The following is a 22,053-nucleotide window of genomic DNA, read 5'->3' on the forward strand; positions in this document are numbered from 1 at the left end:
CGCGTCGATATCAGAGCATGAAGCCGCCATCGACGACCATGTCGACGCCGGTGGTGAATGCGGCCTCGTCGCTCGCGAGATAGACCGCCATGGAAGCGATCTCCTCCGCGGTGCCGAGCCGGCCCATCTTCTGGCGGGCGACGAATTTCTCGCGCCCGTCGGGGCCGGCGGCGGCCGCGCGATCGAGCATCGAGGGCGTCTCCACGGTGCCGGGGCAGATCGAATTGCAGCGGATGCCCTGGGTGATGAAGTCGAGCGCGACCGCGCGGGTCAGCAGCGAAACCGCCGCCTTCGACGCGCTGTAGACATAGCGGTTGGCCGGCGGGCGCAGCGCTGCGCCGGACGAGATGTTGACGATGGAGCCGCCGCCGCCGGCCAGCATCGCCGGCAGGAATGCCTTGATGGTCCGGTGCATCGACTTGACGTTGAGGTCGAAGGTGAAGTCGAAGTCCTCTTCCGAGCACTCGAGGATGGTGCCGTGATGCACGAAGCCTGCCGCGTTGAGCAGCACGTCGATTTTGCCGACCCGCTTGGCAAAGGCGTCGACGTCGGCGGTGCTGCGGACGTCGAGTTTCGCCGTCTCGGCGATACCGTCCTTGCCGAGGTTCGCGATGCCGCTCTCGTTGATGTCGGTCGCGATCACCGTGGCGCCTTCGCGCGCGAACGCGATGGCGCAGGCGCGCCCGATGCCCGCCGCCGCGGCGGTGACGACGGCGCGCTTTCCCTTCAGTCGGTCTGACATGCGTTGCTTCCTTCAGCTCTTGTCGTGTTATCCAGTGTCATGCGCGGGCTTGACCCGCGCATCCATCTTGCGAAGAGCGATGGATTGCCGGGTCAAGCCCGGCAATGACGGTGATGGATCAGTGATTGTCCCGCGCCACGCCGACGGTGCCGGCGATGTTCTGGTAGCGCGTCGCGAGTTCGAGGCAGGCGCCGGTGGCGTGCTGGCCGACGGTCTGCCGGTAGAGCTCCTGCCACGGCGTCTGGTTGGCCGGGTGCGGGAAGCCGCCCTTGGCCTTCAACTCCGCGCGGCGCGTTCGCAGTTCGTCCTCCGAGATCAGGATGTTGGCAGAGCCCTTGTTGAGGTCGATGCGCACTCTGTCGCCGGTCTTGAGGATCGCGAGCCCGCCGTCGGCCGCGGCTTCCGGCGAGGCGTTGAGGATCGACGGTGACCCTGAGGTGCCGGACTGCCTGCCGTCGCCGATGCAGGGCAGGGACAGGATGCCGCGTTTGATCAGCGCCGCCGGCGGCTGCATGTTCACCACCTCGGCGCCGCCGGGATAGCCGATCGGGCCGGTGCCGCGGATGAACAGCACGCAGTGCTCGTCGATGCCGATCGCGGGATCCTCGATCCGCGCGTGATAGTCCTCCGGGCCCTCGAACACGATGGCGCGGCCTTCGAAGGCGTTGAGGTCCTTCGGGTTGGAGAGATAGCGGTCGCGGAATTCCCTGGAGATCACGCTGGTCTTCATGATCGCGGAATCGAACAGATTGCCGCGCAGGACGAGGAAGCCGGCGTCCTTCACCAGCGGCTTGTCGAAGCTCCAGATCACATCGCCATCGGGCTTTGGCGCTTCCTTGCAGTTCTCGCCCATGGTGCGGCCGTTGACGGTCCACGCACCTTCATGGATCCGCTTGTGCTTGATCAGCTCACGCACCACCGCGGGCACGCCGCCGGCGCGGTGATATTCCTCGCCGAGATAGAAGCCGGCCGGCTGCATGTTGACGAGCAGCGGCACGTCGTGGCCGTATTTCTGCCAGTCGTCGATCGACAGCTCGACGCCGACATGGCGCGCCAGCGCATTGATGTGGATCGGTGCATTGGTCGAGCCGCCGATCGCGGAGTTGACCACGATGCAGTTCTCGAACGCCTCGCGGGTCAGGAAGTCCGACGGCTTGAGGTCCTCCCAGACCATGTCGACGATGCGCTTGCCGGTCTCGTAGGCGATCTGGCCGCGCTCGCGATACGGCGCCGGGATCGCCGCACAGCCCGGCAGCGAGAAGCCGAGCGCTTCGGCGAGCGAATTCATGGTCGAGGCGGTGCCCATCGTGTTGCAATGGCCGACCGACGGCGCCGAGGAGGCCACGATCTCGATGAACTGCTCGTAGTCGATTTCGCCGGCGGCGAGCCGCTCGCGCGCTTTCCACACCACGGTGCCGGAGCCGGTGCGCTGGCCTTCGTGCCAACCATTCAGCATCGGGCCGCCCGACAGCACGATCGCGGGCAAATTGACGGTCGCGGCCGCCATCATGCAGGCGGGCGTGGTCTTGTCGCAGCCGGTGGTGAGCACGACGCCGTCGAGCGGATAGCCGAACAGGATCTCGACCAGGCCGAGATAGGCGAGGTTGCGGTCGAGTGCCGCGGTGGGGCGCTTGCCGGTCTCCTGGATCGGATGGGTCGGAAACTCCATCGCGATGCCGCCGGCGGCGCGGATGCCCTCGCGCACGCGATGCGCGAGCTCGAGGTGGTGCCGGTTGCAGGGCGACAAATCGTTGCCGGTCTGAGCGATGCCGATGATCGGCTTGCCCGACTGCAGTTCCTCGCGCGTCAGTCCGTAATTGAGGTAGCGCTCGAGATAGAGTGCGGTCATGCCCGGATTGTGCGGATTGTTGAACCATTCCTGGGAACGGAGCTTGCGGCCCTTGCCCTTGTTGGTCTCGCCTGCGGCGTCGTGCCCGTTGGTGTGGGGTTTTGTCATTTGTTTCTCCCGCAATGCAAACTCTTGATGGGCCCGTTCATGGGCTCTGGTTCATGGCTGTGGTTCAACGTTCGTTTCTACCTTGCGCAAATCGTCACGCATTACAAACTTGATCGATCACGCACAGGTGTATCGGCTGATGGATTGGACCTTAGTTGAAGCATCTTGGTTGCGCTATCATTTTGTCGCCTTCGCAGTCTTTTGTGACGGGCGCTTGTCGGTTGGATGTCAGCCGCGTCGCCCCGAGCTTTGCCGCTCCATGACACTGAAGCCGAGATCGACGATCGATTCGGCCGGCCGGCGGCCCTCCAGCGTCTCGAGCACCATCATGGCAGCGTTTCTGCCCATTTCGTAGCGGTTGGTGCGCACGCTGCTTAGCGTCGGCTCGCTCGAGGCCATGAATTCGAGGTCGTTGAAGCCGACGATCGCGATCTGGTCCGGCACCACCATATGCCGGCGCTTGCATTCGAACAGCGCGCCGAGCGCGAGGTCGTCATTGACGCAGAACACGGCATCGATCTCGGGCGCCTTGGCGAGCAAATCGGCAAACAGCGTGCCGCCGAGCGTGACGGAGGTCGGTATGGCGGTCGTGAGGATCAGCCCCTCATCGAACAGTCCGGCTTCGGTCATGGCCGCGCGATAACCGTCGAGCCGCCGCTGCACGCGAGGGTCCATACGGGCTCCAAGCAGGCCTATTCTGCGATAGCCTTGCGCGAGCAGATGCAAGATGGCGGCTTTCCCCGCATCAAAATGCGAGAATCCGATCATCATGTCGATCGGAGCGGGGCCGATCTCCATGATCTGGACGATCGGGCAATCGACCGTCTCCATGATGGCGCGGGAGTCCGCGGTCTGATTGATGCCGGTGACGATGAGGCCGGCCGGCTTCTGTGCCAGAAACAGACGCAGCAGGCGTTCTTCCTGCAGGATGCTGTAGCGGGTGTTGGCGAGCTGAATCGAGTAACGGCTGCCCTCGAGCGCGTCATAGATGCCGCGCAGCACGTCGGCGAACACATTGTTGGTCAGCGACGGGATCAGGACACCGATCACTTCGGTCCGCTGCGAGGCGAGTGCGCGGGCGGCCAGATTCGGCACATAGCCGAGTTCTTTTGCCGCACTTTCGACCCGCGCGCGCTTGCCGACGGAGAGAGCTTCCGGGTTCCTGAAGAAGCGCGAGGCGGTGATCGGGCTGACGCCGGCGAGTTTTGCGACTTCGGTGAGCCGGATCTTGCCTGGCATGATGGGCTTGCGGGGCATTTGTCGCTCATATCACAGGCACTGCGCCGGACAAAGAAATATTGACAGCGCTACCAAGCCGTTGCTAATCGAACGATTGCCAAAACCGTCTAAACTGCGGACAATAACATCAGTCCAAACGAGCCGCGCGCCCAGTGCGGCCGGAACAAATCAGAGCGGTCACGGCACTCGTCGTACGCCGCCGGGAACTTGAGGGAGGGAAGTGGATGTCGTCGGTCCAGATTCGCGACGTGCGCAAATCGTTCGGTAATTTTGAGGTCCTGCACGGCGTGACGATCCCGATCGAGGACGGCGAATTCGTCGTTCTGGTCGGTCCCTCCGGGTGCGGCAAGTCGACCCTGCTGCGCATGCTGGCGGGGCTGGAGAACATCACCGCGGGCACGATCTCGATCGGCGACCGCGTCGTCAACAATGTCCAGCCCAAAGAGCGCGACATTGCGATGGTGTTCCAGAACTACGCGCTCTATCCGCATATGACGGTCGCCGACAATATGGGCTTCTCGCTCAAGCTGCGCGGCGCCAAGGCCGAGGAGATCTCGACCGGCGTCAAGCGCGCCGCGGAAATCCTCGCGCTCACCCCGCTGCTCGACCGCTATCCGCGGCAACTTTCCGGCGGCCAGCGCCAGCGCGTGGCGATGGGCCGCGCCATCGTGCGCGATCCCCAGGTCTTCCTGTTCGACGAGCCGCTCTCGAATCTCGACGCCAAGCTGCGCGTGGCGATGCGCACCGAGATCAAGGAACTGCATCAGCGGCTGCGCACCACCACCGTCTACGTGACCCACGACCAGATCGAGGCCATGACGATGGCCGACAAGATCGTGGTGATGCATGACGGCATCGTCGAGCAGATGGGCTCGCCGCTCGAGCTGTACGACACGCCGGCGAACCAGTTCGTCGCCGGCTTTATCGGCTCGCCCGCGATGAATTTCCTCAAAGGCAACGTCAAGGTCAACGGCGCCGCCTATTTCGAGGGACCGAACGGCGTCAAGCTGCCGCTGAAGTCGGCACCGGGCAATTCCGACGGCAAGCCCGCGGTCTACGGCGTGCGTCCGGAGCATTTCACCATCGCCGATGACGGCGCCGAGGCCGAGATCGTCGTGGTCGAGCCGACCGGCTCGGAGACCCAGGTGTTCGCCAAGCTTGGCGGCGAGCAGGTCGTTGCGGTGTTCCGCGAACGGCATCTGTTCAATCCGGGCGACAAGGTCCGGCTCAAGCCCGATCCGGGGCTGGTTCATCTGTTCGATGATGCGACCGGCAAACGTATGCAGTGACGTCAAAACCAACCAATACAAACAAAGAAATTAGGGAGAGACTGATGAGCGGTTTCAACAGACGTGATGTGATCAAGGCCGGGCTTGGCGCAACGGCCGTTCTGGCGGGCCCGGGAATCGTCCCGGTGCGCGCCGCGACCTGGACCAATACGCCGGAGCCCAACGCCTCGATCCGCGTGCTGCGCTGGAAGCAGTTCATCCAGGCCGAGTTCGACAAGTTCGCCGAGCTCACCAAGAAGTTCTCCGAGACCACCGGCGTCAAGGTCAAGCTCGAAGCCGAGAGCTGGGAAGACATCCGGCCGAAGGCCGCGGTCGCCGCCAATGTCGGCGCCGGTCCGGACCTGATCATCGGCACGCTCGACGATCCGCACAAATTCCCGGACAAGCTGATCGACGTCACCGACGTCGCCGAATATCTCGGGGCCAGCTATGGCGGCTGGTATCCGGTCGCGGAGAAGTACGGCAAGAAGGGCAATGGCTGGATCGCGATCCCGCAAGGCGCGACCGGCGGCTGCCTGAACTACCGCGTCAGCCACATGAAGGCGGCTGGCTTCGAGGAATTCCCCAAGGACACCGCGGGCTTCCTCAAGCTCTGCCAGGCCCTGAAGAAGAACAACACCCCGGCCGGCTTCGCGCTCGGTCATGCCACCGGCGACGCCAATGGCTGGTGCCAGTGGGCGCTGTGGGCGTTCGGCGGCAAGGTCGTCAACGAGAAGAACGAGGTCGTGATCGACTCGCCGGAGACGGTCGCAGCGCTCGAATACGTCAAGCAGCTCTACGACACCTTCATCCCCGGCGTACTGTCGTGGAACGACTCGAACAACAACAAGGCGTTCCTGAACGGCGAGCTCAGCCTGACGCTGAACGGCATCTCGATCTGGACCGTCGGCAAGACCTCACCCGATCCGAAGCAGCAGGAAATCGCCAAGGACATGGATCACGCGCCGATGCCGATCGGTCCGGTCGGCAAGCCGACCGAGCAGCAGAACGTGCTGGTCGCCTACGGTTACAAATATTCCAAGTACCCGAAGGCGGTGAAGGAATACATCAAGTTCATGTGGGACAAGACGAACTACGACGCCTGGGAGGTCGCTTCCAACGGCTATGTCTCGCCGCCGCTGCCGGCCTACAACGACAACCCGGTCTGGACGTCCGACCCCAAGATCACGCCGTACCGCGACTGCCTGAAGCGCTGCCTCGACAACGGCTACGCCGGCGATCTCGGCTACGCTTCGGCCGCCGTGATGGGCGACTTCGTCGTCGTCGACATGTTCGCCGAAGCGGCGTCCGGATCGGCGACGCCGAAGCAGGCGGCGGCGCGCGCGGCCGAGCGCGCCAAACGCTACTACCAGAGCTGATCGACCCACATCCGCGCGGCGTCCCGTCACGGGACGCCGCGCTCATTCTTTCAAGGAACCTCCGAGATGGCAGTTCTGGCCGAGCCCGTCGCCGCGCAAGTCAAGCGCAGCAGCATGTGGTCGAGGGCATTCGAAAGCCGCCACTTTCTGGGTGCGATGTTCATGGTGCCGGCAGTCACCATTCTCGTGCTGTTTCTGGCCTATCCGCTCGCGCTCGGCTTCTGGCTCGGCATGACCGACACCAAGATCGGCGGCGTCGGGCGTTTCATCGGCTTCCAGAATTTCGTCTCGCTCTCGAAGGACTCGGTGTTCTGGCTGTCGGTGTTCAACACCATCTTCTACACGGTCACCGCCAGCATCGTGAAATTCGCCATCGGGCTCTATCTGGCGCTGCTGCTCAATGAGAACTTGCCGTTCAAGTCGATGGTCCGGGCCATCGTGCTGCTGCCGTTCGTGGTGCCCACCGTGCTGTCGGCGATCGCGTTCTGGTGGATCTATGACAGCCAGTTCTCGATCATCTCCTGGGTGCTGGTGAAGGCCGGCCTTTTGACCCGCTACATCGAATTCCTCGGCGATCCCTGGAACGCGCGCTGGTCGGTCGTGGTCGCCAATATCTGGCGCGGCGTGCCCTTTGTGGCGATCACGCTGCTCGCGGGCCTGCAGACCATCTCGCCCTCGCTCTACGAGGCGGCCAATCTCGACGGCGCCACCAACTGGCAGCGCTTCCGTCACATCACGCTGCCGATGCTGTCGCCGATCATCGCGGTGGTGATGACGTTCTCGGTGCTGATGACCTTCACCGATTTCCAGCTCATCTACACCATCACGCGCGGCGGCCCGATCAACGCCACGCATCTGATGGCGACGCTGTCGTTCCAGCGCGCGATCACCGGCGGCAATCTCGGCGAGGGCGCGGCGATCTCGAATGCGATGATCCCGTTCCTGGTTGCCGCGATCCTGCTGAGCTTCTTTGGCCTTCAGCGTACCCGCTGGCAGCAAGGCGGGAGGGACTGACCATGACCACCGTGGACGACCAAAGCGTCGGCATGTCCTATCTGGAGAGCTTCCCGAAGAAGTTTCTCCGGGTCTATCTTCCGCTCGGCCTGATCATGGTCTTCCTGCTGTTTCCGTTCTACTGGATGGCGGTGACGACCTTCAAGCCGGACGCGGAGATGTACGACTATGAGAAGTACAATCCATTCCTGATCGCGCATCCGACGCTGGAGCACATCAAGAAGCTGTTCTTCGACACCGACTATCCGCTCTGGATGTGGAACACGGTGATCGTCTCGGTGTCCTCGACCTTCATCTCGCTGTTCGCCAGCGTCTGCGCGGCCTATGCGATCGAACGTCTCCGCTACAAGGGCTCGCGCTATGTCGGGCTCGCGATCTTTCTGGGCTACCTGGTTCCGCCGTCGATCCTGTTCATTCCGCTCGCCGCGATCGTGTTCCAGCTCGGGCTGTTCGACGGCAATCTGGCGCTGATCCTGACCTACCCGACCTTCCTGATCCCGTTCTGCACCTGGCTCTTGATGGGATATTTCCGCACCATCCCGTACGAACTGGAAGAATGTGCGCTGATTGACGGCGCGACACGGCTGCAGATCCTGACCAAGATCACGCTGCCATTGTCGCTTCCAGGCGTGATCTCGGCCGGCATTTTCGCCTTCACGCTGTCGTGGAACGAGTTCATCTACGCCCTGACCTTCATCTCCTCGTCCGAGAACAAGACGATTCCGGTCGGCGCCATCACCGAGCTCGTCAACGGCGACGTCTACCATTGGGGCGCGCTGATGGCGGCGGCGCTGACCGGCTCGGTCCCCGTCGTGATCCTTTATTCCTTCTTCGTGGAGTACTATGTGTCGGCCATGACCGGCGCCGTGAAGGAGTGATGGCGGCCCGCCATGATGACGCGCCCGAGGCGGCGCGTCCTGGCCAAGAAGCATCCGGCCGCCCGAGCCGACCAATAAGTCTGGCTGCCAAGCCGGCAAATAAGAAGGAGTAGGTCTTGCACATTCTGATTCTCGGCGCCGCCGGCATGGTCGGCCGCAAACTGGTGGAGCGCTTGCTGCACGAGGGCCGGCTCGGTAATCGCGACATCGCCCGCATGACGCTGCATGACGTGGTCGAGCCGGCCAAGCCGGCCAATGCCAAGATTCCGGTCAAGGTCATCGCCTCCGATTTCGCCGCGCCCGGCGCGTCTGCGCCTTTGATCGCCGAGCGGCCCGACGTGATCTTCCTTCTCGCCTCCATCGTCTCGGGCGAGGCCGAGGCCGATTTCGACAAGGGCTACCGGATCAATCTCGACGGCACGCGCTATATGATCGACGCGATCCGCGCGGTGGGCGGCGGCTACAAGCCGCGCCTGGTCTTCACGTCCTCGATCGCGGTGTTCGGCGCGCCATTCCCCGAGAAGATCGGCGACGAGTTCTTCCACACCCCGCTGACGAGCTACGGCACCCAGAAGTCGATCTGCGAGCTTCTGATCAATGACTACACGCGCAGGGGCTTCTTCGACGGCATCAGCATTCGTCTGCCGACGATCTGCGTGCGGCCGGGCAAGCCGAACAAGGCGGCGTCCGGCTTCTTCTCCAACATCATCCGCGAGCCGCTCGCCGGCGAGGAGGCGATCCTGCCGGTCTCCGAGGACGTGCGGCACTGGCATGCCTCGCCGAAATCGGCGGTCGGATTCCTGATCCATGCCGGCACCATGGACCTCAATGCGATGGGTTCGCGGCGCAATCTCAGCATGCCCGGCATGTCGGTGACCGTCGGCGAGCAGATCGCGGCGCTGGAACGCGTCGCCGGCAAGAACGTTGTCGCGCGCATCAAGCGGGTGCCGGATCCGACCATCATCAGCATCGTCTCGGGCTGGCCGCGCGATTTCGCGACCGATCGGGCGCTGAAGCTCGGCTTCACCACCGCCGAGAAGACCTTCGACGACATCATCCGCATCCATATCGAGGACGAGCTCGGCGGCAAGTTCGCGGCCTAGCTCCGTTTGCGGCACTTGAGATGACCAGGGTTGCCTGCATCGGCGAATGCATGATCGAGCTGCGTCAGGGGCCGGGCAGCCAGCCCGGCGGTCTGTACTCGCGCGGCTATGGCGGCGACACGCTCAATACCGCGGTCTACCTGTCGCGGCTCGGCACCGACGTCGATTACGTCACCGCGCTCGGCGATGATGCGCTGAGCGACGAGATGATCGCGGGCTGGACCGCGGAAGGCATCGGCACCAAGCGCGTGGCGCGGCTGCCCGGCAAGCTGCCCGGCCTCTATCTGATCCAGACCGACGACAAGGGCGAGCGGCGCTTTTTCCATTGGCGCGACAGTGCGGCAGCGCGCGAGTTGATGGATCTGCCCGAGACCAATGACATCCTCAACTCGCTGGCGAGCTATGACGTCGTCTATCTCTCGGCGATCACGCTCTCGATCCTGCGCGAGGAAGGCCGGGATCGATTGATGACGGCTCTGAAGCGCGCGCGGCTGCTCGGCACCCGCTTTGCGTTCGACACCAATTTCCGCGCCCGCGGCTGGCTCGACCTCGCCGTCGCGCGCAACGTGTTCAGCGGCGCGTTCGAGGCGGCGGATATCGTGCTTGCCTCGACCGAGGATCTGGCGCCGCTCTATCCCGGCGAAAGCCACACGGCCTTGCTCGCCGGCATCACGAGCCCCGAGGTGGTGCTGAAGCTCACCGAGCCCGCCTGCATCGTGCGCTTTGCCGGCGCGACTGTCGAGGTGAGGGCCGAGCCGTTGACCAAGCCGGTGGTCGACACCACGGCGGCGGGCGACAGCTTTGCCGCGGCCTATCTTGCCGCCCGGCTCGGCGGCACCGTGCCGGAGGAGGCGGCCCGCGCCGGCCATCGGCTGGCCGGCGTCGTCGTGTGCTATCCCGGCGCCATCATTCCCCGCTACGCCATGCCGCCGAAGAAGACGGCGCGGCCCTCAACCTCCCGCAAGGCCTCCCAATGAGCGCGACATCGAAGCAGCAGCAGATCGCCGAACTGATCCGCCAGGCCACCGTGATCCCGGTGCTCACCATCGACCGGCTGGAGGACGCGGTGCCGCTCGCGCGCGCGCTGGTCGCCGGCGGCGTCCGCACGCTCGAGGTGACGCTGCGCACCCCGGTGGCCGCCGATGCGGCCAAGGCGATCATTGCGGAGGTGCCCGACGCGATCGTCGGGATCGGCACCATCCTCAATGGCGACGATCTCGCGCGCGCCGAGGCGCTCGGCGCCAAATTCGGCATCAGCCCGGGCGCCACGCCCGAACTGCTGAAAGCGGTCGCCGCGAGCCGGCTGCCGTTCGCGCCGGGCATTGCCACTGCCTCCGAACTGATGCAGGCGCTGGCGCATGGGTTCGACGTGGTCAAATTCTTCCCGGCCGAGCAGGCTGGCGGTATCAAGGCACTGCGGGCGCTGGCCGGCCCGTTCCCCCATGTGAGGGTGTGTCCGACCGGCGGGATCGGCGAGGCCAATGCCGCGACCTGGCTCGCGGAGCCGAATGTGCTGGCAGTCGGCGGTTCCTGGCTATGCCCGGCGTCCGAGATCCGCGCCGGCAATTGGGCCGGCATAACCGCCATGTGCGCGAAGGCCATGAAAACGCTGAAAGCGCTCTAAAGATACGCTACATAACTCCTTGAACAGGAACAGGGAGATACGGCCATGACTGCAGCCAGCATCGTAGGTTGGGCGCACACGCCATTCGGCAAGTTCGACGCGGAGACCGTCGAAGGGCTCGTCGTCAAGGTCGCCAACGAGGCGCTGGCCGACGCCGGCATTGCCGCTGGCGACGTCGACGAGATCATGCTCGGCCATTTCAACGCCGGCTTCTCGCCGCAGGATTTCACGGCCTCGCTGGTGTTGCAGGCCAATCCGGCGCTGCGCTTCAAGCCGACGACGCGCGTGGAAAATGCCTGCGCCACCGGCTCCGCCGCCGTGCACCAGGGCATCCGCGCCATCGAGGCGGGCGCCGCGAAGATCGTGCTGGTGGTCGGCGTCGAGCAGATGACGCGGACGCCCGGGCCGGAGATCGGCAAGAACCTGCTCAAGGCATCGTACCTGCCTGAGGACGGCGACACGGTCGGCGGCTTTGCCGGCGTGTTCGGCAAGATCGCGCAGGCCTATTTCCAGAAATACGGCGACCAGTCGGACGCACTGGCGATGATCGCCGCCAAGAACCACAAGAACGGCGTCGCCAATCCCTACGCCCAGATGCGCAAGGATTTCGGCTTCGAGTTCTGCCGCGCCGAGAGCGAGAAGAATCCGTTCGTCGCGGGCCCCTTGAAGCGCACCGACTGCTCGCTGGTGTCGGATGGCGCCGCCGCGCTGGTGCTGACCGATGCCGAGACCGCCAAGACCATGGGCAAGGCGGTCAACATCCGTGCCACCGCGCATGCGCAGGATTTCCTGCCGATGTCGAAGCGCGACATCCTGCAGTTCGAAGGCTGCACCACGGCCTGGCAGCGCGCGCTGCAGAAGGGCGGCCTGGAACTCTCGGATCTGTCGTTTGTCGAGACTCATGACTGCTTCACGGTCGCCGAGCTGATCGAATATGAGGCGATGGGCCTGACGCCGAAGGGGCAGGGCGCGCGCGCGATTCTGGAAGGCTGGACCCAGAAGGACGGCAAGCTGCCGGTCAATCCGTCGGGCGGCCTCAAGGCAAAAGGCCATCCGATCGGCGCCACCGGCGTCTCCATGCACGTGATGAGCGCGATGCAGCTCACGGGGCAAGCGCCGGAGGGCATGCAGCTCAAGAACGCCCAGCTCGGCGGCATCTTCAACATGGGCGGCGCCGCGGTCGCCAACTACGTCTCGATCCTCGAGCCGGCCAAATAAGCACGGCGTTCGGCGATGAACATTGCCGAATGGCTGGCGGCGACGGCGCGGGCGCGACCTGACGCGCCGGCGCTATTGACCGGCTTCGACCTCGACGCCGACTACGCGACCTTCGCGCGCCGCGCCGCCTCGATCGGGGCGGCGCTGGCGCGTGATCACGGCATCGTCGCCGGCGATCGTGTCGCGCTGTTTGCCAGCAATTGCACGCAATATCTCGAATGCCTCTACTGCATCTGGTGGATCGGCGCGGTCGCGATCCCGATCAACGCCAAACTGCACGGCCGCGAGGCAGCATGGATCTGCGGCAATGGCGGCGCCAAGCTCGCATTCGTCTCCGATGACACGATCGACGCACTGAACGAGGCGAAGGACGATTGCCCTGCCGGCATGACCATGCTGTCGGTCGACAGCAACGCTTATCGCACGATGCGAGGCGGCGAGGGACCACCGGCGCCGCTGCCGCGCGAGAGCAACGATCTGGCCTGGCTGTTCTACACCTCGGGCACCACCGGCCGGCCCAAGGGCGTGATGCTGAGCCACGGCAATCTCGTGGCGATGTCGCTGTGCTATCTCGCCGACGTCGATGCGGCGACGCCGAACGATGCCTCGCTCTACGCCGCGCCGATCTCGCATGGCGCCGGTCTCTACAACTTCCCGCATGTCCGGATGGGCGGTCGCCACGTCGTCCCCGAGTCCGGCGGCTTCGATCCCGACGAGGTGCTCAATCTCGGCCGCCAGCTCGACAATGTCGTGATGTTCGCGGCGCCCACCATGGTGCGACGTCTGGTCGATGCCGCGAAAAAACGCGGCGAGAACGGCGAGGGGCTGCGCACCATCATCTATGGCGGAGGGCCGATGTACATGGCCGACATTCGCGATGCGATCGCGACCATGGGCCAGCGCTTCGTGCAGATCTACGGCCAGGGCGAGACGCCGATGACGATCACGGCGCTGTCGCGTGACTGGCACCGGCAAAGCAATCACCCGCGCTATCTCGAACGGCTGGCTTCCGTCGGCACCGCGCAGAGCGCAGTCAGCGTGCGTATCACCGACAAGGACGGCCATCCGTTGCCCGCAGGCGAGACCGGCGAGATCGAGGTCAAAGGCTTGACCGTGATGCTCGGCTACTGGAACAATCCGAAGGCCAATGCCGAGACGCTGAAGCACGGCTGGCTGCGTACCGGCGACGTCGGCCGGCTCGACGCGGACGGCTTCCTCACGCTGTCGGACCGCTCCAAGGACGTCATCATCTCCGGCGGCACCAACATCTATCCGCGCGAGGTCGAGGAAGCGCTGCTGACCCATCCGGATGTCCGCGAAGTCTCGGCCATCGGCGTGCCGGACGCGGAATGGGGCGAGATCGTCGTCGCGTGCGTCGTGCTGGCGGACGGCGCCTCAGCCGACGACGGCAAGCTCGACGCGCATTGCCTGGCCTCGATCGCGCGCTTCAAGCGGCCGAAGCGCTATGTCTATCTCGAAGCCCTGCCGAAGAACAATTATGGCAAGGTACTGAAGACCTCGCTGCGCGAGATGATGGCGAAGGGGTAGGCCGCAGCTCGCGGCCGCGCTAGTCTCGCCGCAGCCTGTCACCCGGAGAATGGACCATGGGAATCGAAACCTCGCTGTCGCTGGCGGAAGTGAACGATCGCATCGCGATCCTGCGGGACAATATCAGGCAGTTGATCGAGCAAGCTGCCGGTGCTTCGGGCGCGGAAGTCGAGGAACGGATCGCCGAGCGCCTCGAGCAGCAGAACGCGGAACTGGAGAAGCTCGAGAAAGCACGCGACGCGATGACCGGTGGCCAATAGTGCCGTCGTAGGGTGGGCAAAGCCAACGGGTCGCGCGTACGGGCGCCCGATGACAGGCTCCGCGCGCCCATCATCGCGAGCACGCCGGATCGGGTGGGCACGTCGCTGCGCTCCTTTGCCCACCCTACGGAACGCGGCGAGCGGCCCGACGCATACGCCCATACGCCCGGCGCAGCTTGATCTCGGCGAAAACCTCCCGTTACTAGGTTTCATAACCAGAACATCCGGGAGCGCACAGCACGATGGGACCATTGCAGGGCATCAAGATCGTCGACATGACGACCGTGCTGATGGGCCCCTACGCGACCCAGATGCTCGGCGACTACGGCGCCGATGTCATCAAGGTGGAATCGCCCGATGGCGACGTGACGCGGCAGATCGGGCCGACGCGGCATCCCGGCATGGGTCCGGTGTTCCTCAACACCAACCGCAGCAAGCGCTCGATCTGCCTCGACCTGAAGAAGCCCGCGGGCCGCGAGGCCGTGCTGCGGCTGATCGCGCAGGCCGACGTGCTGGTCTATAATGTGCGCCCGCAGGCGATGGCGCGGCTGAACCTCGGCTACGACGTGGTCTCCGAGATCAATCCGCGGCTGATCTATGCCGGCGTGTTCGGCTTCGGCCAGGACGGGCCGTATGCCGCGAAGCCCGCCTATGACGATCTGATCCAGGGCGCCACCGCGCTGCCGGCGCTGATGGCGCAGACCTCGGATGGCGTGCCGCGCTACGTGCCGAACGCGCTGGTCGACCGCATCGTCGGCCTCACTGCCGTCGGCGCGATCTGCGCCAGCCTGGTGCATCGCGACCGCACCGGAAAAGGCCAGCGCGTCGACATTCCGATGTTCGAGACCATGGCCGGCTTCGTGATGGGCGACCACATGGGCGGCCTGACCTACGATCCACCGCTCGACAAGGGCGGCTACGCGCGGCATCTGTCGCCCGACCGGCGTCCCTACAAGACGCTGGACGGCTACATCTGCGTGATCGTCTACAACGACAAGCAGTGGGAGAACTTCTTCGCCGCCACCGGCCGCGACGATCTCCGCAGCAACCCGAAATTCGCGACGTTTGCCGGCCGCGCCACCAATATCGATGTCGTCTATGCCGAGCTCGCGCGCATCCTTTTGACCAAGACCACCGCGGAGTGGAACGCGATCCTCGAAAAGGCCGACGTGCCGGTCATGCCGATGCACGATCTCGAGAGCCTGCTGCAGGACCCGCATATGGTCGCGACCGGCGTGTTTCCGGTGACCGAGCATCCGACCGAAGGCCGCATCCGCAGCATGAAGCCATCGCCGCGCTGGTCGGAGACGGCGGTCGAGCCCAGCCGGCTGGCGCCACGGCTCGGCGAGCACAGCGAGGAGATCTTGCGCGAGGCAGGTTTCTCCGCCGACGAGATCGCGGCGATGGTGCGCGACGGCGCTGCCAAAGCGGTGAGGGCATAGGAGCACGACAGATGGATTTCGCACTCTCCACCAACCAGGAATCGATCCGCGATGCCGTCGCCAAAATCTGTTCGCGCTTCGACGACGCCTACTGGCTGAAGAAGGACAAGGAGGGCGGCTATCCCGCCGACTTCCATCGTGCGCTGGCCGATGCCGGCTGGCTCGGCATCTGCATCCCCGAGGAGTATGGCGGCTCCGGCCTCGGCATCACCGACGCCGCGATCATGATGCGCACGATCTCCGAATCCGGCGCCGGCATGTCCGGCGCCTCGGCCGTGCACATGAACGTGTTCGGGCTCAATCCCGTCGTGGTGTTCGGCACCAAGGAGCAGTGCCGGCGCATGCTGCCGCCGATCATCGACGGCCGTGACAAGTCGTGCTTTGCGGTGACCGAACCCAACACCGGCCTCAACACCACCCAGCTCAAGACCCGCGCGGTGCGGCAGGGCGACAAATACATCGTCAACGGCCAGAAGGTGTGGATCTCGACCGCGCAGGTCGCCAACAAGATCCTGCTCTTGGCGCGCACCACGCCGCTGGAAGAGGTGCGCAGCCCGACCCACGGCCTCAGCCTGTTCTACACCGATTTCGATAAACAGCGCGTCACCGTGCATGAGATCGAGAAGATGGGCCGCAAGCCCGTCGACTCCAACGAGCTGTTCTTCGAGAACTTCGAGATTCCGGTCGAGGACCGGATCGGCGAGGAAGGCCGCGGCTTCGAATACATCCTGCACGGCATGAATCCCGAGCGCATCCTGATCGCGGCCGAAGCCGTCGGTCTCGGTCAGGTCGCGCTGAAGCGGGCCTCCGAATACGCCAAGGGCCGCGTCGTGTTCAACCGCCCGATCGGCATGAACCAGGCGATCCAGCATCCGCTGGCGAAGTGCTGGATGGAGCTGGAGGCCGCCTGGCTGATGGTGCTGCGGGCAGGCTGGCAATACGACCAGAACCTGCCGTGCGGCCCGGCTGCGAATGCGGCCAAATACCTCGCGGCCGAGGCCGGCTTCCACGCCTGCGAGCAGGCGGTGATGACCCATGGCGGCTTCGGCTATGCCAAGGAATATCATGTCGAGCGCTACTTGCGGGAATCACTGATCCCGCGCATCGCGCCGATCAGCCCGCAATTGATCCTGAGCTTCATCGGCGAGAAGGTGCTCGGCCTTCCGAAGTCGTATTGATGTTTCCACTTGTCATTCCGGGCTGGCGCCCGCGCGCCCCGGAATGACGAACAAAGGAAGACACGATGAGCTTCGTCACCGGCGTCGGCCTCACATCCTTTGGCAGGCACGAAGGCTCTTCCTCGCTCGACCTGATGAGCAAGGCGGCCGAGCTCGCCGTCGCCGATGCCGGCCTCAAGCGCTCCGAGATCGACGGCATCCTCTGCGGCTATTCCACGGTCTCGCCGCACATCATGCTGGCGACCGTGTTTGCCGAGCATTTCGGCATTCGTCCGTCTTATGCCCATGCCGTGCAGGTCGGCGGCGCGACCGGGCTCGCCATGACCATGCTGGCGCATCATCTGGTCGAGGCCGGCGTCGCAAAACATGTGCTTGTCGTCGGTGGCGAGAACCGCCTGACCGGGCAGAGCCGCGATGCTTCGATCCAGGCGTTGGCCCAGGTCGGACATCCCGATTATGAGGTGACGTTGGGGCCGACGATCCCGGCCTATTACGGCCTGGTCGCGACGCGTTACATGCATGAGCACGGCGTCACGCAAGAGGACCTTGCCGAATTCGCCGTGCTGATGCGCAAGCACGCCGTGATGCATCCCGGCGCCCAGTTCCATGACCCGATCACGGTAGCCGACGTGATGGCGTCGAAGCCGGTGGCGATGCCGCTGAAACTGCTGGATTGCTGCCCGGTCTCCGACGGCGGCGCGGCCTGTGTGATCAGCCGCGAGCCGACCGGAGACAGGCAAATCCGCGTGCGCGGCTGCGCGCAGGCACATACCCATCAGCATGTCACGGCAGCGCCTGCGCTGAGCGAGCTCGGTGCGGAGATTTCGATCGCAAAGGCGAAACAGGCCTCGGGTCTTGCGATCCCGGATGTGCGCTACGCTGCGGTCTACGACAGCTTCACCATCACGCTGGCGATGCTGCTGGAAGATCTCGGTCTTGCCAAACGCGGCGAGGCGGCTGCGCGGGTGCGCGCGGGGTACTTCAACCAGGATGGCGAGATGCCGCTCAATACCCATGGCGGGCTGCTCAGCTATGGCCATTGCGGCGTCGGCGGTGCGATGGCGCATCTGGTCGAAACCCATTTGCAGATGACCGGCCGCGCCGACAAACGTCAGGTCCGCGACGCCTCGGTCGCGCTGCTGCACGGCGACGGCGGCGTGCTGTCGTCGCATGTCAGCATGTTCCTGGAGCGCGTGCGATGAGCGAACCGATCGCTGACTGGACCAAGGGCGCGGAGGCCATCGTCTACCAGGCCTGCAGCGCCTGCGCCGCGCGGCAATATTTCCGCCGCAGCTTTTGCGCGGCGTGCGGCTCGCCTGATCTTGCCGAGCATCGCGCGAGCGGGGCCGGGACGGTCTATGCGACCTCGCTGGTCTGCCGCGCCGCGACGCCGGAGACCAGGGCGCATGTGCCCTACAACATCGTGCTGGTCGATACCGAAGAGGGCTTTCGCGTGATGGCTCATGGCGACAACGACCTCGCCATCGGCGACAAGGTTGTCGCGCGCTTCACGCAATTTGCCGGACGGCTGGTGCCGTATTTCGCAAGGACGAAATAGCACCCTTCATTGCGAGCGAAGCGAAGCAATCCATGGCTGGACGGGGGAGCATGGATTGCTTCGTCGCTGCGCTCTTCGCAATGACAACCGTTACTCGTTACCAGACGGCAGTCACCGCCAGTAGAACACAACGCTGGCGATGACGAGCATTGCCGTCACCGCCAGGACTTGCGCAAGCGCCTCCGAGGCCGCCCTCTTGGTGGCTTCCTTCATGCGTTTCCCCTAGACCCGGGCGTGACTCGTCGTTGCACAAATCGCGCGCAAGACGGCCTGATTTTTGAACTCGGAACACCCCGCGACGAGTATTCGCTTTTGATTGAGTCCCCACTCAGCGAATATCGACGGTAGCAGGGTCGTCTGCGATTGAGGCGGCAATTTGACTCGCGTGTGTTGCTCCGGCGACGCGCGGCGGATAGTGTCCCGGATGCAAAGAAACGACAGCAAGATCAAGGTTAGGAAATGGCCCGCATCGACTACTCCGATCCCGCCAAGGCAAACCCGCGTACCCGCGAGATCCTCGACAAGAACCGCAACGCCAATATCTTCCGCATGATGGCGCACTCGCCTGCTTATTTTGAGCAGTACTGCCGGCTCGGTGGTGCGATCCGCCACAAGGGCGAGCTCGACCCTGTCGTGCGCGAGCTTGCGATCACACGCACCGGCATCCTCTGCGAATCGCCCTACGAGATCGTCGCGCACAAGCGCATCGGCAAGAATGTCGGCGTTACCGACGAGCAGAACGAAGCGCTGGAGAACTGGCAGCAAGCTGCCTGCTTCAACGAGGTGCAGCGCGCCGCGCTCGCCTTCACCGACGAGATCGTCAAGCTGAAGAAGCCGACCGACGCGACCTTCAAGGCGATCGCCGCGATGTTGACGCCGGCCGCACTGATCGAGCTGCAGCTTTCGGTGGGCTTCTACATCATGACCTCGAAGTTTCTCGAAACCTTCGAGATCGACTTGCAGCCGGTCACTGAAGTGGTGAGCTAGAATTCGGTATTGTCCACGGGGCTCTTCGCCTCGCCCCGCCTGCGGGGAGAGGCCGGATCGCATGCAATGCGATCCGGGTGAGGGGGAGTCTCCGCGAGTCCGGCTTCGAAACGTTATGCCGAGACGGCCCCTCACCCCAACCCTCTCCCCGCGAAGAGCGGGGGAGGGGAGGAGACATCTAGCCAGACGTCAGCAGGTCGACCTTCGCATTCGCCACGATCAGCCGCTCGGCGAGCAACTGCGCCAGATTGCGCATGATCCGTTCGCATGCGCCCGGATGCTGGGCGCGAAACCGCTCGAACTCGGCAATCGTCACCTCATACGCAGTCGCCGACATGTCGGCCAGCACGTCCGCCGAGCGCTGCGGTTCCAGCAGCGCCATCTCGCCGAACGCCATGCCGGCGGTGAGTGTCGCCAGCCTGACGCCGTCGGGCAGAGTGACGTGGACCACGCCGCTGCGCAGGAAGAACAGCGAGGCCGCGGCATCACCTGCGGCGATGATCTTCTGGTTCGGCTGATAGCTCCGCACCGTGCAGAGCGCGGCAAGGTCAGCCAGTTCATCCGCGTTCAATCCGCCGAGCAGCGGCTGCTCGGAAAGCTCGGTGGTCTCGAGGAAGTCGATCGAGCCGCCGTAGCGGTAGACGATCTGGTCCTCGGCCCATTCGATGGCGGCGTCGAGCAGGTAGAAGTCTCTGATGTTGCCGAGCCGGCTGGTCCATTCGCCGATCGTGGCCCATTCCCGCGAGGTCCGCTTGACACCGGACAGGATCACGGTGACGCCGAGCTCGGCGAGCGCCTGGAAGGCCTCCGCCACCAGCCGCGCGCCGGCGCGCGTCGTGGCGGTGACGCGGCGCAGATCGAAGATCACGAATTCCGGCCGCGGCCCGCCGCCGAGGCGGCGCGAGACATAGTCGACATTGGAGAGCGACAGCGTGCCGACCAGCTCGATCACGCGGACCTCCTGGAAGTGTTTCGCCAGGATCTCCTGCTCCTGCGGCCGGCGCACCCGGCGGGACGGGTTCTTGCCGATATTGTAGTCGGCGATGATGCTATGGCGGGCGTCGTCGCTGCGGTTGAGCATATGCAGGTCGTAATGCGCCGACAGCGCCTCGCAGACCTTGATGCCGCGCACGCTGTTGCCGTGCTTGTCGAGTTTCGGCGAATAGCTGCCGAGCCCGAGCCGTGCCGGCAGCGCCGCCAGGATGCCGCCGCCGACGCCGCTCTTGGCGGGGATGCCGACCCGGTAGATCCATTCGCCGGCGTAGTCGTACATGCCCGACGACGTCATCACCGAGAGCGTGCGCGCGATCGCGTAGGGCGTCACCACCTGCTCTTCGGTCAATGGATTGACGCCGCGGTTGGCCAGCGTCGCCGCCATCACCGCGGTGTCGCGCGCGGTGACGAGGATGGCGCATTGCCGGAAATAGACGTCGAGCACCGCAGGCACGTTCTCGGTGATCACGCCATTGGTGCGCAAGAGGTAGCCGATCGCGCGGTTGCGGTCGCCGGTTGCGCTCTCGGAGGCGTAGACGGCGTCGTCGACGTCGAGCTCGCGGCCGGCGAAGCGGCCGAGCGCCTGCCTGATATAGTCGAACGCGCCGTCGCCCTTGGCGGCGTGCAGCAGGCCGGAGCAGGCGATCGCGCCGGCGTTGACCATCGCGTTGAACGGATGATTGTCCGCGTTGAGCCGGATCGAGTTGAAGGGGTCGCCGGACGGCTCGACGCCGATCACGCCCTCGACCCGCTCGGCGCCCAGCGTGTCCAGTGCCAGCGCAAATGTGAACGGTTTCGACATCGACTGGATGGTGAAGGGCACCCTGGTGTCGCCGACCTCATAGACATGGCCGTCGAGGGTCGCGAGGCTGACGCCGAAATGGGCAGGGTCGGCCTTGCCGAGCTCGGGGATGTAGTCGGCGACGGCGCCGCCGACTTCAGGCAGGAAGTCTGCGTAACAGGTGTGCAGAAACCGCAGCAGCGGCGGCTGCGCGCGAGTCCAGTTGACGGTGCTGGCGGTGACGGGCGGAGGCGATCGTTTCATCGCCTCCTGTTGTGCAACGCAATCAGGGCGCGCGCAACCGAACGGACGGCGGTGGACCAGTGCAACGAGGCCCAGTCGCCGCTGATTGATCGCGCGGGGAAGACCCTTGGATTCGGAGATCGGAGACAACGATCGAATTGTTTCGCGACACGAAACTTTAGCTGCGAACTTGTTTCTAGACGCTAAACTTGGCGATTGCGCTACGACTGCGGCCCGGTGCCTTATCGACGCAGCGATGGCCGGGCGATAACAGCCAGGTGCGATGCTCGGCGGCTGGCTCAGGTCTCGATGATCGCGACCGCCTGACCCTCGGCGATGACATCGTCGATCCTGACCAGAATCGACTTGATTTTGCCTGCGATTGTCGATGTGACCGGTATTTCCATCTTCATCGCCTCGACGAAAGCGATTTCGTCACCATCGCCGATGCTGCTGCCGGCTTCGACGGGAAGCGCGCAGACGCGCCCGGCAACTTCGGTGACAACCTTGATCTCAGGCATTCCACTCTCCGATACCGTCCTGCGGAAATTTCGTCCGGCGAACGGCTTTTTGTTTGTGATGCAGGATTGCCTGAGGTAGCGTCTTCTTCAAGTGGAATTTTATTCCGCATGGCGGAATGG

20 protein-coding genes are annotated in these 22,053 nt (G+C 64.6%); 15 read left to right on the forward strand and 5 right to left on the reverse strand.

Annotated features, from left to right (window positions below; all coding sequences use genetic code 11):
• Positions 1 to 10 precede the first annotated feature (10 nt).
• The 3 genes from IC762_RS15075 to IC762_RS15085 all read right to left on the reverse strand — a co-directional run bounded on the left by IC762_RS15075 (position 11) and on the right by IC762_RS15085 (position 3,956).
• Positions 11 to 742: an SDR family oxidoreductase gene (locus IC762_RS15075; RefSeq protein ID WP_195789551.1), complete on the reverse strand. Its 732-nt coding sequence runs from the start codon at positions 740 to 742 to the stop codon at positions 11 to 13.
• A 118-nt stretch (positions 743 to 860) separates the two neighbouring features.
• On the reverse strand, positions 861 to 2,699 hold the full coding sequence (locus IC762_RS15080) for an IlvD/Edd family dehydratase (protein WP_195789552.1): 1,839 nt from the start codon (positions 2,697 to 2,699) through the stop codon (positions 861 to 863).
• Between the two features lie 228 nt (positions 2,700 to 2,927).
• Positions 2,928 to 3,956, reverse strand: a complete 1,029-nt coding sequence (locus tag IC762_RS15085) for a LacI family DNA-binding transcriptional regulator (RefSeq protein ID WP_195789553.1) — start codon at positions 3,954 to 3,956, stop codon at positions 2,928 to 2,930.
• Positions 3,957 to 4,162: 206 nt separating this feature from the next.
• On the opposite strand from IC762_RS15085, the gene IC762_RS15090 reads away from it, so the two are divergent.
• The 15 genes from IC762_RS15090 to IC762_RS15160 all read left to right on the forward strand — a co-directional run bounded on the left by IC762_RS15090 (position 4,163) and on the right by IC762_RS15160 (position 19,395).
• Positions 4,163 to 5,227 carry an ABC transporter ATP-binding protein gene (locus tag IC762_RS15090; RefSeq protein WP_195789554.1) on the forward strand — a complete coding sequence of 355 codons (1,065 nt, stop codon included), beginning with the start codon at positions 4,163 to 4,165 and terminating at the stop codon, positions 5,225 to 5,227.
• A 44-nt stretch (positions 5,228 to 5,271) separates the two neighbouring features.
• Positions 5,272 to 6,585 carry an ABC transporter substrate-binding protein gene (locus tag IC762_RS15095; protein ID WP_195789555.1) on the forward strand — a complete coding sequence of 438 codons (1,314 nt, stop codon included), beginning with the start codon at positions 5,272 to 5,274 and terminating at the stop codon, positions 6,583 to 6,585.
• Between the two features lie 66 nt (positions 6,586 to 6,651).
• Positions 6,652 to 7,599, forward strand: coding sequence for a carbohydrate ABC transporter permease (locus tag IC762_RS15100; protein ID WP_195789556.1), 948 nt, complete (start codon positions 6,652 to 6,654; stop codon positions 7,597 to 7,599).
• Positions 7,600 to 7,601: 2 nt separating this feature from the next.
• Positions 7,602 to 8,477, forward strand: a complete 876-nt coding sequence (locus tag IC762_RS15105; protein WP_195789557.1) for a carbohydrate ABC transporter permease — start codon at positions 7,602 to 7,604, stop codon at positions 8,475 to 8,477.
• A gap of 116 nt (positions 8,478 to 8,593) precedes the next feature.
• Positions 8,594 to 9,580, forward strand: a complete 987-nt coding sequence (gene denD, locus IC762_RS15110) for a D-erythronate dehydrogenase (RefSeq protein WP_195789558.1) — start codon at positions 8,594 to 8,596, stop codon at positions 9,578 to 9,580.
• 20 nt (positions 9,581 to 9,600) lie between these two features.
• Positions 9,601 to 10,557, forward strand: coding sequence for a sugar kinase (locus IC762_RS15115; RefSeq protein ID WP_195789559.1), 957 nt, complete (start codon positions 9,601 to 9,603; stop codon positions 10,555 to 10,557).
• Positions 10,554 to 11,204 (forward strand): bifunctional 4-hydroxy-2-oxoglutarate aldolase/2-dehydro-3-deoxy-phosphogluconate aldolase, encoded by a 651-nt coding sequence (gene eda / locus IC762_RS15120; RefSeq protein WP_195789560.1) that lies wholly within the window; start codon positions 10,554 to 10,556, stop codon positions 11,202 to 11,204. Before IC762_RS15115 ends, eda begins: the two co-directional genes overlap by 4 nt.
• A 45-nt stretch (positions 11,205 to 11,249) precedes the next feature.
• On the forward strand, positions 11,250 to 12,422 hold the full coding sequence (locus IC762_RS15125; RefSeq protein ID WP_195789561.1) for an acetyl-CoA acetyltransferase: 1,173 nt from the start codon (positions 11,250 to 11,252) through the stop codon (positions 12,420 to 12,422).
• A gap of 15 nt (positions 12,423 to 12,437) precedes the next feature.
• Positions 12,438 to 13,970 (forward strand): class I adenylate-forming enzyme family protein, encoded by a 1,533-nt coding sequence (locus IC762_RS15130; protein ID WP_195789562.1) that lies wholly within the window; start codon positions 12,438 to 12,440, stop codon positions 13,968 to 13,970.
• Between the two features lie 56 nt (positions 13,971 to 14,026).
• A complete protein-coding gene (locus tag IC762_RS15135) occupies positions 14,027 to 14,230 on the forward strand; it encodes a hypothetical protein (RefSeq protein WP_195789563.1) in 204 nt (67 codons plus the stop codon).
• Between the two features lie 242 nt (positions 14,231 to 14,472).
• On the forward strand, positions 14,473 to 15,672 hold the full coding sequence (locus IC762_RS15140) for a CaiB/BaiF CoA transferase family protein (protein ID WP_195789564.1): 1,200 nt from the start codon (positions 14,473 to 14,475) through the stop codon (positions 15,670 to 15,672).
• Positions 15,673 to 15,683: 11 nt separating this feature from the next.
• Positions 15,684 to 16,850: an acyl-CoA dehydrogenase family protein gene (locus tag IC762_RS15145; protein ID WP_195789565.1), complete on the forward strand. Its 1,167-nt coding sequence runs from the start codon at positions 15,684 to 15,686 to the stop codon at positions 16,848 to 16,850.
• Positions 16,851 to 16,915: 65 nt separating this feature from the next.
• Entirely contained in the window at positions 16,916 to 18,052 is a 1,137-nt protein-coding gene (locus IC762_RS15150) for a thiolase family protein (protein WP_195789566.1), read from the forward strand.
• Positions 18,049 to 18,408, forward strand: coding sequence for a Zn-ribbon domain-containing OB-fold protein (locus IC762_RS15155; RefSeq protein WP_195789567.1), 360 nt, complete (start codon positions 18,049 to 18,051; stop codon positions 18,406 to 18,408). Before IC762_RS15150 ends, IC762_RS15155 begins: the two co-directional genes overlap by 4 nt.
• A gap of 459 nt (positions 18,409 to 18,867) precedes the next feature.
• Positions 18,868 to 19,395 (forward strand): carboxymuconolactone decarboxylase family protein, encoded by a 528-nt coding sequence (locus IC762_RS15160; protein ID WP_195789568.1) that lies wholly within the window; start codon positions 18,868 to 18,870, stop codon positions 19,393 to 19,395.
• A 178-nt stretch (positions 19,396 to 19,573) separates the two neighbouring features.
• Here the strand turns inward: IC762_RS15160 and glsA are convergent, their stop codons facing one another.
• Both glsA and IC762_RS15170 read right to left on the reverse strand, forming a co-directional pair.
• On the reverse strand, positions 19,574 to 21,433 hold the full coding sequence (glsA, locus tag IC762_RS15165; protein WP_195789569.1) for a glutaminase A: 1,860 nt from the start codon (positions 21,431 to 21,433) through the stop codon (positions 19,574 to 19,576).
• A 278-nt stretch (positions 21,434 to 21,711) separates the two neighbouring features.
• A complete protein-coding gene (locus tag IC762_RS15170; RefSeq protein WP_195789570.1) occupies positions 21,712 to 21,933 on the reverse strand; it encodes an acetyl-CoA carboxylase biotin carboxyl carrier protein subunit in 222 nt (73 codons plus the stop codon).
• Between the last annotated feature and the right edge of the window lie 120 nt (positions 21,934 to 22,053).

The sequence above is a fragment of the Bradyrhizobium genosp. L genome, from assembly GCF_015624485.1.
Lineage (GTDB): Bacteria > Pseudomonadota > Alphaproteobacteria > Rhizobiales > Xanthobacteraceae > Bradyrhizobium.

What these genes read in the sequence shown, in the direction of transcription:
- IC762_RS15075 (WP_195789551.1), bottom strand. Translation starts at nt 742, where the DNA reads ATGTCAGACCGACTGAAGGGAAAGCGCGCCGTCGTCACCGCCGCGGCG.
- IC762_RS15080 (WP_195789552.1), bottom strand. Translation starts at nt 2,699, where the DNA reads ATGACAAAACCCCACACCAACGGGCACGACGCCGCAGGCGAGACCAAC.
- IC762_RS15085 (WP_195789553.1), bottom strand. Translation starts at nt 3,956, where the DNA reads ATGCCCCGCAAGCCCATCATGCCAGGCAAGATCCGGCTCACCGAAGTC.
- IC762_RS15090 (WP_195789554.1), top strand. Translation starts at nt 4,163, where the DNA reads ATGTCGTCGGTCCAGATTCGCGACGTGCGCAAATCGTTCGGTAATTTT.
- IC762_RS15095 (WP_195789555.1), top strand. Translation starts at nt 5,272, where the DNA reads ATGAGCGGTTTCAACAGACGTGATGTGATCAAGGCCGGGCTTGGCGCA.
- IC762_RS15100 (WP_195789556.1), top strand. Translation starts at nt 6,652, where the DNA reads ATGGCAGTTCTGGCCGAGCCCGTCGCCGCGCAAGTCAAGCGCAGCAGC.
- IC762_RS15105 (WP_195789557.1), top strand. Translation starts at nt 7,602, where the DNA reads ATGACCACCGTGGACGACCAAAGCGTCGGCATGTCCTATCTGGAGAGC.
- IC762_RS15115 (WP_195789559.1), top strand. Translation starts at nt 9,601, where the DNA reads ATGACCAGGGTTGCCTGCATCGGCGAATGCATGATCGAGCTGCGTCAG.
- eda (WP_195789560.1), top strand. Translation starts at nt 10,554, where the DNA reads ATGAGCGCGACATCGAAGCAGCAGCAGATCGCCGAACTGATCCGCCAG.
- IC762_RS15125 (WP_195789561.1), top strand. Translation starts at nt 11,250, where the DNA reads ATGACTGCAGCCAGCATCGTAGGTTGGGCGCACACGCCATTCGGCAAG.
- IC762_RS15130 (WP_195789562.1), top strand. Translation starts at nt 12,438, where the DNA reads ATGAACATTGCCGAATGGCTGGCGGCGACGGCGCGGGCGCGACCTGAC.
- IC762_RS15135 (WP_195789563.1), top strand. Translation starts at nt 14,027, where the DNA reads ATGGGAATCGAAACCTCGCTGTCGCTGGCGGAAGTGAACGATCGCATC.
- IC762_RS15140 (WP_195789564.1), top strand. Translation starts at nt 14,473, where the DNA reads ATGGGACCATTGCAGGGCATCAAGATCGTCGACATGACGACCGTGCTG.
- IC762_RS15145 (WP_195789565.1), top strand. Translation starts at nt 15,684, where the DNA reads ATGGATTTCGCACTCTCCACCAACCAGGAATCGATCCGCGATGCCGTC.
- IC762_RS15150 (WP_195789566.1), top strand. Translation starts at nt 16,916, where the DNA reads ATGAGCTTCGTCACCGGCGTCGGCCTCACATCCTTTGGCAGGCACGAA.
- IC762_RS15155 (WP_195789567.1), top strand. Translation starts at nt 18,049, where the DNA reads ATGAGCGAACCGATCGCTGACTGGACCAAGGGCGCGGAGGCCATCGTC.
- IC762_RS15160 (WP_195789568.1), top strand. Translation starts at nt 18,868, where the DNA reads ATGGCCCGCATCGACTACTCCGATCCCGCCAAGGCAAACCCGCGTACC.
- glsA (WP_195789569.1), bottom strand. Translation starts at nt 21,433, where the DNA reads ATGAAACGATCGCCTCCGCCCGTCACCGCCAGCACCGTCAACTGGACT.
- IC762_RS15170 (WP_195789570.1), bottom strand. Translation starts at nt 21,933, where the DNA reads ATGCCTGAGATCAAGGTTGTCACCGAAGTTGCCGGGCGCGTCTGCGCG.